Genomic DNA, 16,125 nt, shown 5'->3' with positions numbered 1-16,125 from the left:
CTTTTGAAAGAAATCACGGCAGAGGATATCATGCACATCGGCTTTTTGAAAAAGAGCTGCTTCACGGGCTCCTCGGAGGGGATGCGCTATCGCCTGGAGAAGAGCGCCTCGGGAGAGGACGGGGAGGAGAGGAGCGAGCTTCTCGCAACCGTCTGGCCGGAGCCCTATGCCTTTGAGCACACGGAGGAGAGCCGGAAGAAAAGGGAGCGTTTTTCGTTCTCGGAGGAGGGCCTTGAGAGAGCGCGGCAGTGGCTGAACGAGCAGAAGGCCGGATATTTTGACAGCGCGGGGCCGGGAGAGGAGGGGGGATGCTGATCGCCGTGATCGGGGGCGTCGGGAGCGGAAAATCCACGGTGCTCACCATCCTGGAGCGGGACTTCTCCGTATGCGGCCTTCGCACGGATGAGGTCGCAGGAGACCTTTATCAGAGGGGAAATCCGGTTTTTCATGCCCTGCTCCGTCTCCTTCCGGATATCGGGACGGCATCCGGAGAGGGAATCGATAAAAGGAAGCTTGCGGAGCGGATCTACGGGGATATGGCGCTTCGAAAAGAGGTCGAGGGGATCGTACATCCCGCCGTCTGGCAGGAGGTCGAGCGGAGGATGCTCCTTTCCCGGGAGAGGGGGGAGAGCCTCGCGGTGGAGACGGCGCTTCCGGAGGAGCATTTTCTCCGCGCCTGTACAGAGGTTTGGTTTGTCTATGCAGAGCGGGAGGTCCGGATCTCCCGCCTCCGGGAGGGAAGGGGCTACAGCAGAACCTACGCGGAGCGGATCATCGACAGCCAGAGAAGTGATGAGGAATACCGGAGACTTTCGGATTGGACGCTGGATAATTCGGGATCGGAAGAGGAAACAAGGGATGAGATTTACGAGCATTGCAAGCGGCTCGAGCGGGAATGCAAGCTATATCGGAGATGAGGAGACGCATATTCTGATCGATGTCGGCGTCACGCAGAAGGCGATTACGGAGGGGCTCTCCGCGCTCTCCCTTTCTCTTTCGGATATCAACGGGATCTTCCTGACGCATGAGCATATCGACCATATCCGAGCGGTCGGGACGATCTCCAGGAGGTACGGAATTCCGATCTACGGGACCCTGGCAACGCTTCGGGAGACACTGCTCTCGAAGAGCCTCGGCGACTTCGACCGCGGCCTTCTCCATCCGATCCTGCCGGACCAGAGCATCCGGATCGCTTCCCTGGAGATTCTCCCCTTCTCCATCGACCACGACGCGGCGGACCCCGTCGCCTACCGCGTCCGATCGGGGGAGAAATGCGCGGCGGTGACGACGGATCTGGGACATTTCGACGATTACATCTGCGGGCATCTCAGAGATCTGGACGCTGTCCTGATCGAAGCAAATCATGATCCGAGGATGCTCGCGGACGGACCCTATCCCCTTCCCCTTAAGCGGAGGATTCTTTCGGACAAAGGACATCTCTCCAACGAGATCTCCGGGAAGCTCATCGATACCATCCTGCATCCCGGACTAAAGCATATCTTTCTCGGGCATCTCTCGGAGGAGAACAATCTTCCGGAGCTTGCCCTTCGGACGGTGCGGGAGGTGATCGACCGATCGGAGAGCGGGAACCGCTCCGAGGGGCTTTCCATCAGTGTCGCGAAGAGACATGCGGTCTCCGAAATCATAGAGTTTTAGGGAGAGAAGATGTTCCGGGGGAAGAAAGTGATCGGAGTTGTGGCGGAGTTTAATCCCTTTCACGAGGGACACCGCTATCTTCTCAGAACAGCGAAGGAGGAATGCGGCGCAGACTATGTGATCGCCGTGATGTCGGGGGACTTCGTACAGCGGGGGGAGCCCGCCTTTTTTTCGAAGTACGAGCGGGCGGAAAAGGCGGTCCTCGGCGGCGTCGACCTCCTTCTTCAGATGCCGCTCTGCTTTTCCGTATCCTCCGCGGAGGATTTCGCGCGGAGCGGGATCTCGATGCTGTCGGACTGCGGCATCGTCGATGAGCTTGTCTTTGGCTCGGAGAGCGGAAGGAGAGAGAGACTGGAGGAGATCGCATCCTTTTTGCTCCGGGAGGATCGGGAGGGGACAGCATTTTCCGCCCGGTTGAGAGATGGTCTCCGAAAGGGGCAGAGCTTTCCCCGCGCGAGGGAGAAGGCCCTGTCCGAATTCCTTCCGGGGCTTTCCCTCGCCCTCTCTCCGAATGACCTCCTCGGGCTGGAATATCTGAAGGCTCTGAAAAGCCTCGGAAATCCCTTTCCTTTCCGTCTGATTCCCAGAAATATGCGCTTTCGGAGCGCGCATTCGATCCGGGAGGATATCATGGAAAGCTGCGGAAGGGACTGCGGACACCGCTGCTACGCGGAGCTTGACATGCTCTCGGAGATGCTCTCCTACCGCCTCCTTCTGCTCCGCCATTCCAAGATCCCGCTCACAGAATTTCAGGATGTCTCCGGGGAGCTCTCCGCCCGCATTTTGGAGAGAGCCGGAGAGAGACTTCGTTTTCGGGAGCGGATCGAAAGGGCAAAGGGGAAGAATTACACCTGGAGCAGGATCTCCCGGGCTCTCCTCCACATCCTTCTCGACATCCGATCGGAGGAGTACCAAAGAGAGAGGGAGAGAGGCTATGCGCCCTTCCTCCGCATCCTCTCTGTGAGCGAGGAGGGGAGGGAAATGCTCGGCGCCCTCAAAAGACCTCCTTTAGTCTCACCCGGGAGAGCCCTTCGGCGGGACGCCTTCCTCGGAGAGAACTTTTCGATGCGGACAGACCTCCTCGGCGCTTCCCTTTACCGGCAGATTTATCCGGATGCCCCGGAAGAACTGCGGCAAAAACTGCTTCTCGTCCGAAGATAAGCCCAAATACTCCTCCGCAATGTAGAAATTCCACAGAAACTAGTGTACAATATGATTACAGCGCCCAAGCTCTGCCGCCCTGCGGGCTGCTTGCAGAGGGCAGAGCGGCAGAGCTTGAGGCGCGCCCCGGCATGAGCAGGAAGCGGGGGAGGGGCCCCGCGGAGTGCGAATGAAGGGGCGGATTGCGGGAGCGCAGAGCGCGGAGCAATCCGGGAATCATAATGCGCAGAGCAAAGAACTCTCCGCCCTGCGGGCTGCTTGCAGAAAGCAGGGCGGCAGAGCTTGGGGCGCGCCCCGACATGAGCAGGAAGCGGGGGAGGGGCCCCGCAAACTTATTTTTTATTTTTTAAAACCGCGCCCGGCGAAAAACCGGGACTTTGCCGCGCCGGGGAGGCCGGACTGCGGAAAGGGGGACTATCGAAATGAAACTGATCTATGCGATTGTCCGAAATGACAATGAGGATGATGTGACCGGTGCGCTCATGAAGGAGCATTTCTCCGTGACCAGACTCTCCACGACGGGAGGCTTTCTCCGGAAGGGGAATACGACGCTCATGATCGCCCTCGAGGATGAGCGGGTGGATTCCTGCATAGAGATCATCAAAAAGCAGTGCGGGAAGAGACAGAATATCACCGTCAATATGCCCTATATTTCGGGGAGCTCCATGGTCAGCTACACGACGATGCCGATGAACGTGGAGATCGGCGGCGCGACGATCATGGTCCTCCCGCTGGACCGCTTTGAGAAGTATTAAGAGGGTGTTCTGCTTTTAGGAAAGGAGAATGGGGATGGCTTTTATTGATGATGTGAAGGAAAAGGCGAGGGGCAGCTTGAAGACGATTGTCCTCCCGGAGTCCGAGGACCGGAGGACTCTGGATGCGGCGGACAGGATCCTTAGGGAGGGTTTCGCAAAGCTCATTCTTCTCGGAAATGAGGAGAAGATCCGTGCGGACGCGGCGGCTCTGGGAGACAAGCTCGAGGGGGCGCGGATCGTGGACCCCAAAAAGAGCGAAAAGCTGGAGAGCTATGTCGAAACGCTGACGGAGCTTCGGAAGAAGAAGGGGATGAGTGAGGAGGAGGCGAGGAAGCTTCTCACAGAATCGAATACCTACTTCGGCATGATGATGGTGAAGATGGGAGATGCGGACGGCCTGGTCTCCGGGGCCTGCCATTCCACGGCCGACACACTCCGTCCCGCGCTTCAGATTCTGAAGACAAAGCCCGGGACAAAGCTGGTGTCCGCCTTCTTTGTCATGAATGTTCCGGACTGTCCCTACGGGGAGAACGGCAGCTTTGTCTTTTCCGACTGCGGGCTCAACCAGAATCCGACATCGGAGGAGCTCGCGGCGATCGCGGAGGCCTCCGCGGATTCCTTCCGCTTCCTGATCGGAAAGGAGCCGAAGGTCGCGATGCTCTCCTACTCGACCAAGGGCTCCGCGAAGCACGATGATGTCACGAAGGTTCAGGAAGCGGTTCGGATCGCAAAGGAGGAGAGGCCGGAGCTCGCCCTGGACGGGGAGCTGCAGCTGGATGCCGCGCTGGTCCCCGCTGTCGCCGCCCTGAAGGCTCCGTCCTCCGAGGTCGCAGGGCACGCAAACACCCTCATCTTCCCGAATCTTGACGCCGGAAATATCGGCTATAAGCTCGTCCAGAGGCTCGGAAAGGCGGAGGCCTACGGCCCCATGACGCAGGGGATCGCAAGACCGGTGAACGATCTCTCCCGCGGCTGCAGCGCGGATGACATCGTCGGCGTCGTCGCAATCACCTCGGTACAGTGTCAGCTCTTTGATTAAGGAAACGATATCTTTTTTAGGAGAAACGTAATGAAAATTCTGGTAATTAACTGTGGCTCTTCTTCCCTCAAGTATCAGCTTATCGATATGGAACGGGAGACTGTGACGGCAAAGGGACTCTGTGAGCGAATCGGCATCGAGGGCTCGAAGCTTACGCACAAGGTCCCGGATCGGGAGGATGTCGTGATCGAAACCCCGATGCCGGATCACTCCGTCGCCGTGAAGCTGGTATTTAATGAGCTGACCGGGGAGCATGGTGTCGTCGGCTCCGTCGACGAGATCGACGCAATCGGGCACAGGGTTCTGCACGGGGCGAATAAGTTCACGCAGTCCTGCGTCGTGACACCCGAGGTGAAGAAGGTGATCCGCGAGTGCTTCGACCTGGGGCCGCTTCACAATCCGGCGAATCTCATGGGGATCGAGGCCTGTGAAAAGGTCGTTCCGGGGAAGAAGAACATCGCCGTCTTTGACACGACCTTCGGCATGAGCCTCCCGGAGAAGGCGTATTACTACGCGATTCCGACGGAATACTACGAGAAGTACGGCATCCGCCGCTACGGCTTTCACGGTACGAGCCACGCCTATGTCTCCGGAGAGACCATCCGCTTCGGAAAGCTGGACCCGGAGAAGGCCAGGGTGATCGTATGCCACCTCGGAAATGGGGCCAGCATCTCCGCCTCCATCGGCGGGAAGGCGATCGACACCTCTATGGGCCTTACCCCGCTTGAGGGTCTCATTATGGGGACCCGATCCGGAGATGTCGACGGCGCTGTCATTCAGTTTATCGCAAACCACGAGCATAAGACCGCGGACGAGGTGCTGAACATCCTGAACAAAAAGTCCGGCATCCTCGGGATGAGCGGGGTCTCCTCGGATTTCCGGGATGTCGAGAAGGCGGCGGCAGAGGGAAATCATATGGCGAAGGTCGCGCTCGAGGCCTTCCGCTATCGCGTGGCGAAGTATATCGGCGCATATGCGGCGGCGATGAACGGCGTGGATGCGATCTCCTTTACGGCCGGTGTCGGGGAGAACGACAAGAACGCGAGAAAGCGCATCGTCGAGGAGTACCTGGGCTATCTGGGAGCAAAGATCGACGATGAGAGAAATAATGTCAGGGGAGAGGAAAGGCTGATTTCCTCCGACGATTCCAGGGTGAAGATCTTCCTGATCCCGACCAACGAGGAGCTTGCGATCGCGAGGGATACCAAGCGCCTTGTCCTGGGATAAGCCGGGAGGAGTGGAAGCATGGGATGATTTTTCGCTTGCATTTTTCCCCTCCATAGTGTAAAGTGTAACCTATGCGCGGATCCTGCGGGATCATTGCATAGGACAGTTCGAACCGTCCAAAGACTAAGACGAAGGAGGTGTGAATCAATGTCGATTTGTCCCAAGAATAAATCGTCCAAGGCTCGCAGAGATTCCAGAAGAGCGAACTGGAAGATGGGCGCGGTGAATCTTGTGAAGTGCTCAAAGTGCGGCGCTCTGCATATGCCTCACAGAGTCTGCAAGGCCTGCGGTTCTTACAATAAGCGTGAGATCATAAAGGTGGAGGATTGATCCTACCCTGGAATTTCTCAGAGCCCCGGAGATCCGGGGCTCTTTTTCATCGCCGTTTCCGTATATTGCCGGAAGAGCTCCTTTACACAAGATCCGCAGGAGATTTTGCGCGGGATCTTCGGCAATCTGCTGTTTTTGGATAAAAACAAGGAAGCGGGGGGAAACGCACTGGACGCGTACTGCGTATGATGGTATCATGATTCCGGTTCGGCTGAGAGGCCGATGAGTCTATCAATAGAAAGGAGTATGTCATGACAAAGTATGTATGTACAGTCTGCGGTTATATCTATGATCCTGAAAAGGGAGAGCCGGATTCCGGCGTCGCCGCGGGAACATCATGGGAGGACGTCCCCGAGGACTTCGTCTGTCCGCTCTGCGGCGTGGGTAAGGATCAGTTTGAACCGTCTGAGGGGTGATTCAAAATGCATTCGACCAGAAATGTAACAGATGACATCGTCTATGTCGGCGTGGAGGACAGGAGGCTTCATCTCTTCGAGAACCTCTTTCCCCTGGACCGCGGCATAAGCTACAATTCCTATCTCATCCTGGATGAGAAGACTGCGCTTCTCGACAGCTGCGATCAGACCGTCGGGCGCCAGTACTTTGAAAATGTGGAATACGCCCTCTCCGGGAGGAAGCTCGACTATCTCATCGTCAACCATATGGAGCCGGACCACTGCGCCCTGATCGATGAGGTGCTCCGGAGGTATCCCTCCGCACTCGTCGTATCCAATGCAAAGACCTTCCAGATGATAGAGCAGTTTTTCTATGCTCTTCCGGAGGAGAGAAGGCTCTTGGTGAAGGAGGGGGACGAGCTCTCCCTCGGAAAACATAAGCTCAGCTTCTATTTCGCTCCGATGGTGCACTGGCCGGAGGTCATGTTCACATATGACGAGACGGAGAAGATCCTCTTCACCGCGGATGCCTTCGGCGTCTTCGGCTGCAACAACGGGAACCTCTTCGCGGATGAACTCGACTGCCGCGCAAAGGACTTTGTGGATGACGCGAGAAGATATTATACGAATATCGTCGGAAAGTACGGCGCGCAGACACAGAACGCGATGAAGAAGGCCGCGAAGCTTTCGATCCGTATGCTCTGTCCTCTGCACGGGCCGGTCTGGAGGAAGGAGGAGGATCTTAGCTTCATTCTGGGTCTCTATGACAGCTGGTCCCGCTATGAGGCAGAGGAGAGAGGCGTCACATTCTTCTATAACTCGGTCTATGGAAATACGGATTCCGCGGTCAACAGCCTGTGCATGCGGCTCGGAGAACGGGGGATCCGGAATATCCGCGCCTTTGATGTCTCAAAGACGGAGCAGTCCTTCTGCATTTCGGAGTGCTTCCGTGTTACAAATCTGGTATTTGCCGGGACGACCTACAACAATGGCCTTTTCCCGAAGATGGAGGATCTCCTTCTGGATATGAAGGCTCTTTCTGTCCAGAATAAGAAGGTCTCTCTCATCGAGAACGGCTCCTGGGCCCCGCAGAGCGGAAGGCTCATGAAGGAATATTTTGACAGCATGAAGGGGATCGAATATGTGGGAGATCTTCTCACGATTCGTTCCGCCGCCTTTTCCGAGGAGGCGATGGAGAAGCTCGCAGATGCCATCGCTTCTTCCTTGAAGGAAGAGAAAAAAGACTGAGAGCCGCGAATAAAGCGAAGCGGCGAGGGGACCGATGCGGTTATGCCTTCCTGGGTGCAGAGCAGGGGATTTCCGCATGGGTCCCTTTTTTCGATGGAAATGGGGGCTTGTCCCATAAAAGATTGCTTATCAGGCGGAAAGTGGTATAATACAGCTGTCGATTATCGGAATTCTAGCCTGAGTTTCCATTTTTATGGGGCAGCGGGTCAGCGCAGTGAGAAGCGCGCCGCTTTTCCTCTGGAGAGCAAAGATGAAACGACTTCTTATGCTCCTTCTGATTTCCTGTCTTGTACTTTTCGCCTGCCGGGGGCAGGGGCCGCTCGTCTACAATGTCAATAAATCAGCCGAGCTGAAGGAGTATGAGTCCGAGCTTGCCGCGGAATCCCTCTATGCGGAGTCCGTGAGCCAGCAGTCCATCGAGGAATCCAGGAGGGCGGAATCGGAAGCTGCCGCACAGGAGGCGCTGATCTGGAAAAAGAAGAAGGTCAGCAAGAAGAGGGTCCTGGTCAAGGGGATTTACCTGACAGACAATACGGCGGGCTCCGGACGGATGGACGAGATCATTTCCCACATGGATCAGACCGAGCTGAACGCGGTGGTCATCGACATTAAAAATGATCACGGGCGGATCGCCGCTCAGCTGGATGCTCCTCTTGCGAAGGAGCTGGGGGCGACGGTCAATACGATTTCCGACCTGCCCGGGCTTCTTTCCAAGCTCCACGAGCACGGAATCTATGCGATTGCGAGACTTGTGACCTTCCGGGATCCCTATCTCGGAGGGGTGAAGCCGGAGTGGATGAACCAAAAGGCGGACGGATCCGTCTTCCGGGATAATTCCGGGATGAGCTGGGTCAATCCCTATAAGAGGGAGTACTGGGAGTATATCGCCCAGATCGCGGATGCCTGCGCAGACAGCGGCTTCGACGAGATTCAGTTCGATTACGTCCGCTTCTGCACGGAGAAGGGCATGAACGAGGTCGTCTACTCCGAAGAGGATACGCAGGGCCTCGACAAGACGCAGATCATAATGGAATTTGTCCAGTTCATCTCGGACCGCATGGCGAAAAAGAATGTCTTCATGTCCGCGGATGTCTTCGGGACGATTATCGGCTCCTATGTCGACACGATTTCGGTGGGACAGGATTATTCCCTGATGGCCACCGGGGTCGACTACATGTCTCCGATGATCTATCCCTCTCACTACGGAAACGGCAATTTCGGGATAGCCTACCCGGATATGGAGCCCTATAAGACGATCCGGGGAGCGCTCGCGGCGTCGCGGAAGGACCTGCAGCTCGACTACAGCCAGGGCCAGTACCAGGCCTCGATCCGCCCCTGGCTCCAGGGCTTCACGGCCTCCTATTTGCAGCATTACATCAACTACGGCCCGCAGCAGATCCGCCAGCAGATTCAGGCGGTCTATGACAGCGGCTATGAGGAATGGCTGATCTGGAACGCGGCGAACAATTATGACTGGAATGCCTTTCGATCCAAGGAGGAGGGGAAGAGAGAGGAGGAGAGCGTCGAAGCCTCTCAGAAGGCGGAGCAGGAGAGCAGGGATGCCGCTCTCCTGCCCTCGGGGAGCTCCGGAAAGGAATCCTCCTCGTCCCCATAGGAGAGCGTCGGATCTTTTCTTTCCTTTTCCTTTGGAAGAGGAGCTGAGAATGCAGGCGGGCTTTCGGACAGTGGGAGGGAAGGGATGCCGGCGGAAAAGAAAACTGATTTTAATATCCCGGAGGAACTTAAAAAACTCCCGGCTCTGCCGGGAGTTTATTTGATGCATGGACCGAAGGACGAGATCATCTATGTCGGGAAGGCGAAGGTCCTGAAAAACCGCGTCAAACAATACTTTCAGAAGTCCTATCGGAAATCCGTGAAGATTCAGCAGATGGTGAGTCTTGTGGAGCGCTTTGAGTACATTGTCGTGGACTCGGAGCTCGAGGCTCTGATCCTGGAATCCAATCTCATCAAGGAGTACAAGCCGCGCTACAATACGCTTTTGAAGGATGACAAAAACTATCCCTATATCGCCTTCAGCCTGGGGGAGCTCTTTCCGAGGGTGCGGGCGGTGCGGAGGAGAAAGAACGACCGGAGCCGCTACTTCGGCCCCTATGCCTCCATGGAGCAGGTCAATGAGGTGATCGAGCTTCTCCGGAAGAGCTTTCGCATCCGAAACTGCAATAAGGTCTTCACGGAGGATAAGCGTCTTCCGAGGCCCTGCCTCTATTATGACCTGCATCAGTGCGACGGCCCCTGCATCGGAAGGCAGAGCAGGGAGGACTATCTCGCCCAGGTTTCCCGGGCACTGGACTTCATGAACGGGAAGTACGAGGATATCGTAAAGGAACTCTCCCGCAGGATGAGCCGGGCCTCGGACAATCTCGATTTCGAGACCGCGATGGAGCTTCGGGATCTGATCCGCTCCATTGAGGCCGTTCAGAGCCGCCAGAAGATCACCGCATACGACGGGGAGGACAGAGACATCATCGGCATGCGGAGGGAAGGCTCCGACTGCGTGATCCAGATCTTCTTTGTCCGGGACGGAAAAATCATAGGAAGGGATCACCAGTTTATTGACATCGATCCGGAGGAGAGCGACGCGGAGCTTCTGTCCGGCTTTCTGAAGCAGTATTATAACGGGACACCCTTTATTCCCAGAGAGATTTTCGTACAGACAGAGCTCCCGGAGGCAGAGCTCCTCTCCGCCTGGCTCTCCGGAATGAAGGGGAGGAAGGTCAATATCAGGACGCCCCTGATCGGCGGGAAGGAGAAGCTTGTGGAGCTCGCCGTGATGAACGCGGGCATCCTCATGAATCGCTACCGGGAGAAGTATCGGGAGGAGGAGAAGAAGCTGGGGCGGGCCGTGCTCACGCTCCAGAAGCTCCTCGAGATGGAGAAGCCGCCCCGGAGGATCGAATCCTACGATATTTCGAATACCTCCGGGGCCCTCAATGTGGGCTCCATGGTGGTCTATATCGACGGGAAGGCAAAGCCGAACGATTACCGGAAGTTCCGGATCCGCTCCGTGCAGGGGCCGGATGACTATGCCTCCATGCGGGAGATGCTCACGCGCCGTTTCTCCCATGGACTTCGCGAAATGGAGCAAAATGCCGAGCGGGGCAGAAATAATGCGCTCGGCTCCTTCTCCGTCTTCCCCGAGCTGATTCTGATGGACGGCGGAAAGGGGCAGGTATCGGTCTGCGAGGAGGTGCTCTCGGAGCTCGGAATCAGCAGCATCACAGTCTGCGGAATGGTGAAGGATGAGCACCACAGGACGAGAGCGCTCCTCTACCAGGGCAGAGAGCTTCCGCTTCCGGAGAGCGGGGACGTATTTCGCCTTCTCACAAGGATCCAGGACGAGGTGCACCGCTTCGCGATCGAATATCACCGCTCCCTCCGGGAAAAAACACAGATCCGCTCCCTCCTGGATGAGATCCCCGGAATCGGAGCAGTGCGGAAAAAGGCACTGATGAAAGAATTTAAGGACATCGACCACATCAAGACCGCGGACATAAAAAGTCTTGCGGCCTGCCCCTCCATGGATATCCACGCGGCAGAACGCGTCTACCGCTTCTTTCGGGGAGAAAGCACCGCTTGACGAAGCGCAGAAAAGAATTATACTAAACGGACATGAGATGCCGCGCGGCGGCTCCATCCGCCATACAGAAAAGCCGAGGTGTAGAATGGTCAAATATCAGCATGAAGCGATTGAAAAAAAGTGGCAGAAGTTCTGGGAGGAGCATCCCGTCAATCCGAAGGACACAGGGAAGGAGAAGTATTACTGTCTGGATATGTTCCCCTATCCCTCCGGCTCCGGGCTCCATGTGGGGCACTGGAGGGGCTATGTGATTTCCGATGCCTGGGCGAGGTATCAGCTGATCCGGGGGAAGTATGTCATCCATCCGATGGGCTGGGACGCCTTCGGACTCCCCGCGGAAAACTATGCGATCAAAATGGGCATCCATCCCGCGATCACGACGAAGAAAAATATCGAGAATATCAAGCGGCAGCTGAAGCAGATCAATGCGCTCTATGACTGGGACATGGAGCTCAGCACCACGGATCCGAAATTCTATAAGTGGACGCAGTGGATCTTCGTAAAGATGTTTGAGCACGGTCTCGCCTATGAAAAGGAGTTTCCGATCAACTGGTGCCCAAGCTGCAAGACCGGTCTTGCGAATGAAGAGGTCGTGGACGGAAAGTGCGAGAGATGCGGGACACCGGTGACGAAGAAGAATCTCCGGCAGTGGATGCTTCGCATCACAAAGTATGCAGACCGCCTTCTGGAGGATCTCGACAAGCTGGACTGGCCGGAGAAGGTGAAGAAGATGCAGGCCGAGTGGATCGGGAGATCCTATGGCGCCGAGGTGGACTTCCCGGCGGAGGGGAGATCGGAGAAGATCAAGGTCTTCACCACTCGCCCGGACACGCTCTACGGCGCGACCTTCCTGGTTCTCGCTCCGGAGCATCCGCTGGTAAAGACGCTCACGAAGGAGGACAGAAGAGAGGCCGTGGAGCGCTATATCGAGTGCGCGGCGAACAAATCCAATGTCGAGAGGATGTCTGTCAACGACAAGGACAAGACCGGAGAGTTCACTGGCTCCTATGCGTTAAATCCCATGAATGGAGAGAGGACTCCGATCTGGATCTCCGACTACGTGCTCGCAGATCATGGGACCGGCGCGATCATGTGTGTCCCCGCCCACGACGCGAGAGACTTCGCCTTTGCGAAGAAATTCGGTCTCCCGATCGTCCAGGTCATCGCAAAGGACGGGAAGGAGACGCCGGATATGGAGGAGGCCTATACCGAGGCGTCCGGCACGATGATCCATTCCGGAGATTGGAACGGCATGGAGTCCGCCCGGCTCAAGGAGGAGGCAGCGGATATCATCGAGAAGCTCGGCTTTGGAAAAAAGACCGTGAGCTACAAGCTCCGCGACTGGGTTTTCTCCCGCCAGAGGTACTGGGGAGAGCCGATTCCGATCGTGCACTGTGAAAAATGCGGCAATGTCGCCGTACCGCTGTCCGAGCTTCCGCTCGAGCTCCCGAAGGTGGAAAATTATGAGCCGACCGGAACCGGGGAATCCCCGCTCGCCGCGATCGAGGATTGGGTGAACTGCCGCTGTCCCGTCTGCGGCGGCCCGGCGAAGAGAGAGACGAATACGATGCCGCAGTGGGCGGGCTCCTCCTGGTATTTCCTCCGCTACGTGGATGTCCACAATGACAAGGAGCTTGTGAGCCGGGAAAAGGCGGACCATTACCTTCCGGTGGACATGTATATCGGCGGTGTAGAGCACGCTGTTCTGCATCTTCTCTATTCGCGCTTTTGGACGAAGTTCCTCTATGATATCGGCGTGATCGGCTTCGATGAACCCTTCCGGAAGCTCTTCAATCAGGGGATGATCACCGGAAAGAACGGAATCAAGATGTCGAAGTCGAAGGGGAATGTCGTCTCCCCCGATGCTCTGGTCAGGGATTACGGCTGTGATGCGCTTCGGCTCTATGAGCTCTTTGTGGGGCCGCCGGAGCTGGATGCGGAGTGGGATGAGAGGGGGATCGACGGTGTCTACCGCTTCCTGAACCGCTTTTATAATCTGGTCCAGGAGTCCAGGGAGGGTGAGCTCTCTCCCACGAGGGAGATGCTTCGCATCCGACACCAGCTGGTCCATGATATTGAGCAAAGATTTGAGAATTTCTCTCTGAATACCGTGGTCTCCGGCTTTATGGAGCACAACAACTCGCTCATCGAGCTTGCGAAGAGGGAGGGCGGCATCGACCGGGAGACGCTCCGCATTTTTTCCGTTCTCCTCGCCCCCTTTGCCCCGCATATCGCGGAGGAGTGCTGGCATGATCTCGGAGGAGAGGGCACGGTCTTTTCCGCGGGCTGGCCCGCCTTTGATGAGGAGGCCATGAAATCGGAGGAGCTGGAGATTCCGGTCCAGATCAACGGGAAGACGAAGCTCGTGATCCACGTCCCGGCCGATGAGACCCGGGAGGCGATCATCTCCCTCGGAAAGGAGGCGCTCGGCGACAGGCTCCGCGGCACCGTCCGAAAGGAAATTTATGTCCCGGGCAAGATCCTCAATTTAGTTGTGCAAAACTGAAATCTTTTCTTACCTTGGGTTATAAAGATTTAATTAAAATAACGATAGCAAATTTCATAAGATATGTTAAGATAGAAGGCACTGCGGGATACAGTGCTTTCTATTTTATAGAGCTTACAGAGCAGGACAGGGGATGCCAGAATGAGCGGTTTGGACAGAGACAGAAGCGGAAGGGGAAGCTCCAGGGCGAGGGGAAGCTCGAGAGGGAGAACGGGATCCGGATATTCCCCGGCATCATCATACTCAGAGAGCAGCGGAGGGACGAGAAGGCATACCAAGACCTACGATTCCGCGCAGAGGAGGAAGCTGTCCGCAAGGAGGGGATCCGAGGGGGGAGGAAAGGGCCCGATGATTCTGGGAGCCCTCGCCGCGATCCTCGTCTTCTGCGTCGCGGGCGTTCTCTTCCGGGGACTTTTCTCTCACGCGGGGAAGAGGGAGAGTACGACGGCGGAGACGACCGCCTTTGACCCGAATATCATCCACGAGGACCTCTACCTGGACTACAGCGCCTTCTCTCCCAATGCGGAGCTTCTCAACATGAAGGGGATGACGAAGGAGCAGGTGGAGGATACCCTGAAGAAATCCTACAGCTGGGGGCTCGTCGTAAAGAATTCCAATCCGAATTTGAAATCCTTCACCATGCCCGCCCTGCCGTCGGAGACCACGACAGCGGCCTCCGCCGGAGAGACCGGCGCGGATAATGAGGGTACGGAGGAGGTCGTGAAGGTCAAGGATTCTCTCTCCGGCATCACGATCCAGCCGGACAAGACACAGTTCCTGGTTCCGGATCTCATCGAGGAGAATATCTCTAGCTTTGTCGCTCAGATTTTCGAGGATTATACGAAGAAAAACGAGGAGAGCTCTTCGGAGAGCAGCACGGAGGAGACAAAGAAGGCGAAGAAAAAGAAGAAGGGCAGCACGGAGGAGAGCTCCGAGTCGAGCAGCGCTCCGAGTGCGGACTACGTTCTCCAGCTTCCGGATTTCAGCGCCCGGATCACGGACTATATGAATCAGCTCGCGCTCGTATGGAATATGGCGCCGGAGAACGGAGATATCGTCTCCTATGATGCAAACAGCGGAGAATTTGTCTTTGGCGGCACGGTGGACGGCTATTCCGTGAATGCACAGAGCACCGCAGCGAAGCTTATGGATGCCATCGAACGGAAGGCTTTTTCCGAGGCGGTCGACGCGGACGGGGAGACGGTTCCGGCATCGCTCTCCTCCATCAAGGATAAGTATAAGATCATCGGGAGCTATACCACAAAGACCACTGCAAACGCGGTCCGGAATAAGAATATCAAGCTTGCGGCGCAGACGGTGAACGGAACGATCGTAAAGCCCGGGCAGGAGTTTTCCTTCAACGGAACGGTCGGGCAGAGGACCGAGGAGAAGGGCTACGGCGGCGCTCCCGCCTACAATGCGGGAGAGGTCGTGGAGGAGGTCGGAGGAGGCATCTGTCAGGTTTCCACGACGCTCTATAATGCGGTCTTTCGCTCCGGACTCACTACCACCTATCGGAGATCACACACCTTTGCCCCGAACTATGTCACCCCCGGAATGGATGCGACGGTTTCCTGGCCGGGACCGGACTACCGCTTTGTGAATGGCTCAAGGCACGCGATAGGGATCCGTGCCTCGTATTCCGATCAGAAGGTTACGGTGCAGGTCTACGGCATTCCCGTCCTCCCGGACGGCGTCAGCTGGGAGCTTACCTCGGAGAAGCTGAAGGATCTCCCGGTCCCGAACCCCCAGATCATCACGCCGGATCAGGGCTCGGAGAGCAAGGGAACCGCCGGCTCCGAATGGCAGGCCTATAAAATCATCACAAAGGATGGAAAGACGGAGAAGGTGAAGGATCACTCCGTCACCTATAAGGGGCATCCGCCCAAGCAGTACGCGGGCAGTGCCGCGAAGGCCTCCTCCGGGAGCCAGGGCGCGTCAGAGAGTCCGAGCAGCTCCGAGAGCTCCGCTTCCGAGAAGACAAGCCAGCAGGATGATAAGGAGAGCAAGAAGCAGACCCAGCAGGGCGAGAAGGAGAGCAAAGAGAGCAAGGAGGGAAAGGAGACAAAGTCCGAGAGCAAGGCGGAGACGAAATCCGACAACAAGGGGACGGTCGGTCCCGGCTCGGATATCATTTCGAACGACGGCCCCACAGTGGGATCGTCCAGCTCGGACAGCATCATAAGTGACGGCCCGCCGGCCTGAGAAGC

Annotated in this window: 14 protein-coding genes; all 14 read left to right on the top strand. The window is 56.8% G+C overall.

What is annotated here, in order from left to right; genetic code table 11:
* Positions 1 to 3: 3 nt before the first annotated feature.
* A complete protein-coding gene (locus tag GCWU000341_RS10340; RefSeq protein WP_009215945.1) occupies positions 4 to 315 on the top strand; it encodes a hypothetical protein in 312 nt (103 codons plus the stop codon).
* Entirely contained in the window at positions 309 to 917 is a 609-nt protein-coding gene (gene coaE, locus GCWU000341_RS10335; RefSeq protein WP_009215944.1) for a dephospho-CoA kinase, read from the top strand. Before GCWU000341_RS10340 ends, coaE begins: the two co-directional genes overlap by 7 nt.
* Positions 859 to 1,656, top strand: a complete 798-nt coding sequence (locus tag GCWU000341_RS10330; protein ID WP_009215943.1) for an MBL fold metallo-hydrolase — start codon at positions 859 to 861, stop codon at positions 1,654 to 1,656. The genes coaE and GCWU000341_RS10330 overlap by 59 nt, the downstream gene beginning before the upstream one ends.
* 9 nt (positions 1,657 to 1,665) lie before the next feature.
* Positions 1,666 to 2,817 (top strand): tRNA(Met) cytidine acetate ligase, encoded by a 1,152-nt coding sequence (locus GCWU000341_RS10325; protein ID WP_009215942.1) that lies wholly within the window; start codon positions 1,666 to 1,668, stop codon positions 2,815 to 2,817.
* A gap of 422 nt (positions 2,818 to 3,239) precedes the next feature.
* Complete coding sequence (locus GCWU000341_RS10315; protein ID WP_009215940.1) at positions 3,240 to 3,572, top strand: cyclic-di-AMP receptor; 333 nt, start codon at positions 3,240 to 3,242, stop codon at positions 3,570 to 3,572.
* A 34-nt stretch (positions 3,573 to 3,606) separates the two neighbouring features.
* Complete coding sequence (pta, locus tag GCWU000341_RS10310; RefSeq protein ID WP_036600188.1) at positions 3,607 to 4,611, top strand: phosphate acetyltransferase; 1,005 nt, start codon at positions 3,607 to 3,609, stop codon at positions 4,609 to 4,611.
* Positions 4,612 to 4,641: 30 nt separating this feature from the next.
* Complete coding sequence (locus GCWU000341_RS10305; protein ID WP_009215938.1) at positions 4,642 to 5,838, top strand: acetate/propionate family kinase; 1,197 nt, start codon at positions 4,642 to 4,644, stop codon at positions 5,836 to 5,838.
* Between the two features lie 147 nt (positions 5,839 to 5,985).
* Positions 5,986 to 6,168, top strand: a complete 183-nt coding sequence (rpmF, locus tag GCWU000341_RS10300) for a 50S ribosomal protein L32 (protein ID WP_009215937.1) — start codon at positions 5,986 to 5,988, stop codon at positions 6,166 to 6,168.
* Between the two features lie 251 nt (positions 6,169 to 6,419).
* Positions 6,420 to 6,584 (top strand): rubredoxin, encoded by a 165-nt coding sequence (gene rd / locus GCWU000341_RS10295; RefSeq protein ID WP_009215936.1) that lies wholly within the window; start codon positions 6,420 to 6,422, stop codon positions 6,582 to 6,584.
* A gap of 6 nt (positions 6,585 to 6,590) precedes the next feature.
* Positions 6,591 to 7,811: an FprA family A-type flavoprotein gene (locus GCWU000341_RS10290; protein ID WP_040654192.1), complete on the top strand. Its 1,221-nt coding sequence runs from the start codon at positions 6,591 to 6,593 to the stop codon at positions 7,809 to 7,811.
* Positions 7,812 to 8,061: 250 nt separating this feature from the next.
* Entirely contained in the window at positions 8,062 to 9,426 is a 1,365-nt protein-coding gene (locus tag GCWU000341_RS10285; protein WP_242651673.1) for a putative glycoside hydrolase, read from the top strand.
* Positions 9,427 to 9,510: 84 nt separating this feature from the next.
* Positions 9,511 to 11,409 carry an excinuclease ABC subunit UvrC gene (gene uvrC / locus GCWU000341_RS10280; RefSeq protein WP_009215933.1) on the top strand — a complete coding sequence of 633 codons (1,899 nt, stop codon included), beginning with the start codon at positions 9,511 to 9,513 and terminating at the stop codon, positions 11,407 to 11,409.
* Positions 11,410 to 11,494: 85 nt separating this feature from the next.
* Positions 11,495 to 13,915 carry a leucine--tRNA ligase gene (gene leuS / locus GCWU000341_RS10275; protein ID WP_009215932.1) on the top strand — a complete coding sequence of 807 codons (2,421 nt, stop codon included), beginning with the start codon at positions 11,495 to 11,497 and terminating at the stop codon, positions 13,913 to 13,915.
* A 141-nt stretch (positions 13,916 to 14,056) separates the two neighbouring features.
* Positions 14,057 to 16,120, top strand: a complete 2,064-nt coding sequence (locus tag GCWU000341_RS10270; protein WP_081443193.1) for a VanW family protein — start codon at positions 14,057 to 14,059, stop codon at positions 16,118 to 16,120.
* Positions 16,121 to 16,125: the final 5 nt, after the last annotated feature.

Origin of the sequence: Oribacterium sp. oral taxon 078 str. F0262, from assembly GCF_000160135.1 — a bacterium.
GTDB lineage: Bacteria > Bacillota > Clostridia > Lachnospirales > Lachnospiraceae > Oribacterium.
Note: the sequence above shows the minus strand (reverse complement) of the source record. Positions and strands in the feature narration are given on the sequence as shown.

Coding starts and splice junctions, on each gene's coding strand:
- coaE (WP_009215944.1), top strand. CDS start 309: ATGCTGATCGCCGTGATCGGGGGCGTCGGGAGCGGAAAATCCACGGTG.
- GCWU000341_RS10330 (WP_009215943.1), top strand. CDS start 859: ATGAGATTTACGAGCATTGCAAGCGGCTCGAGCGGGAATGCAAGCTAT.
- GCWU000341_RS10325 (WP_009215942.1), top strand. CDS start 1,666: ATGTTCCGGGGGAAGAAAGTGATCGGAGTTGTGGCGGAGTTTAATCCC.
- GCWU000341_RS10315 (WP_009215940.1), top strand. CDS start 3,240: ATGAAACTGATCTATGCGATTGTCCGAAATGACAATGAGGATGATGTG.
- pta (WP_036600188.1), top strand. CDS start 3,607: ATGGCTTTTATTGATGATGTGAAGGAAAAGGCGAGGGGCAGCTTGAAG.
- GCWU000341_RS10305 (WP_009215938.1), top strand. CDS start 4,642: ATGAAAATTCTGGTAATTAACTGTGGCTCTTCTTCCCTCAAGTATCAG.
- rpmF (WP_009215937.1), top strand. CDS start 5,986: ATGTCGATTTGTCCCAAGAATAAATCGTCCAAGGCTCGCAGAGATTCC.
- rd (WP_009215936.1), top strand. CDS start 6,420: ATGACAAAGTATGTATGTACAGTCTGCGGTTATATCTATGATCCTGAA.
- GCWU000341_RS10290 (WP_040654192.1), top strand. CDS start 6,591: ATGCATTCGACCAGAAATGTAACAGATGACATCGTCTATGTCGGCGTG.
- GCWU000341_RS10285 (WP_242651673.1), top strand. CDS start 8,062: ATGAAACGACTTCTTATGCTCCTTCTGATTTCCTGTCTTGTACTTTTC.
- uvrC (WP_009215933.1), top strand. CDS start 9,511: ATGCCGGCGGAAAAGAAAACTGATTTTAATATCCCGGAGGAACTTAAA.
- leuS (WP_009215932.1), top strand. CDS start 11,495: ATGGTCAAATATCAGCATGAAGCGATTGAAAAAAAGTGGCAGAAGTTC.
- GCWU000341_RS10270 (WP_081443193.1), top strand. CDS start 14,057: ATGAGCGGTTTGGACAGAGACAGAAGCGGAAGGGGAAGCTCCAGGGCG.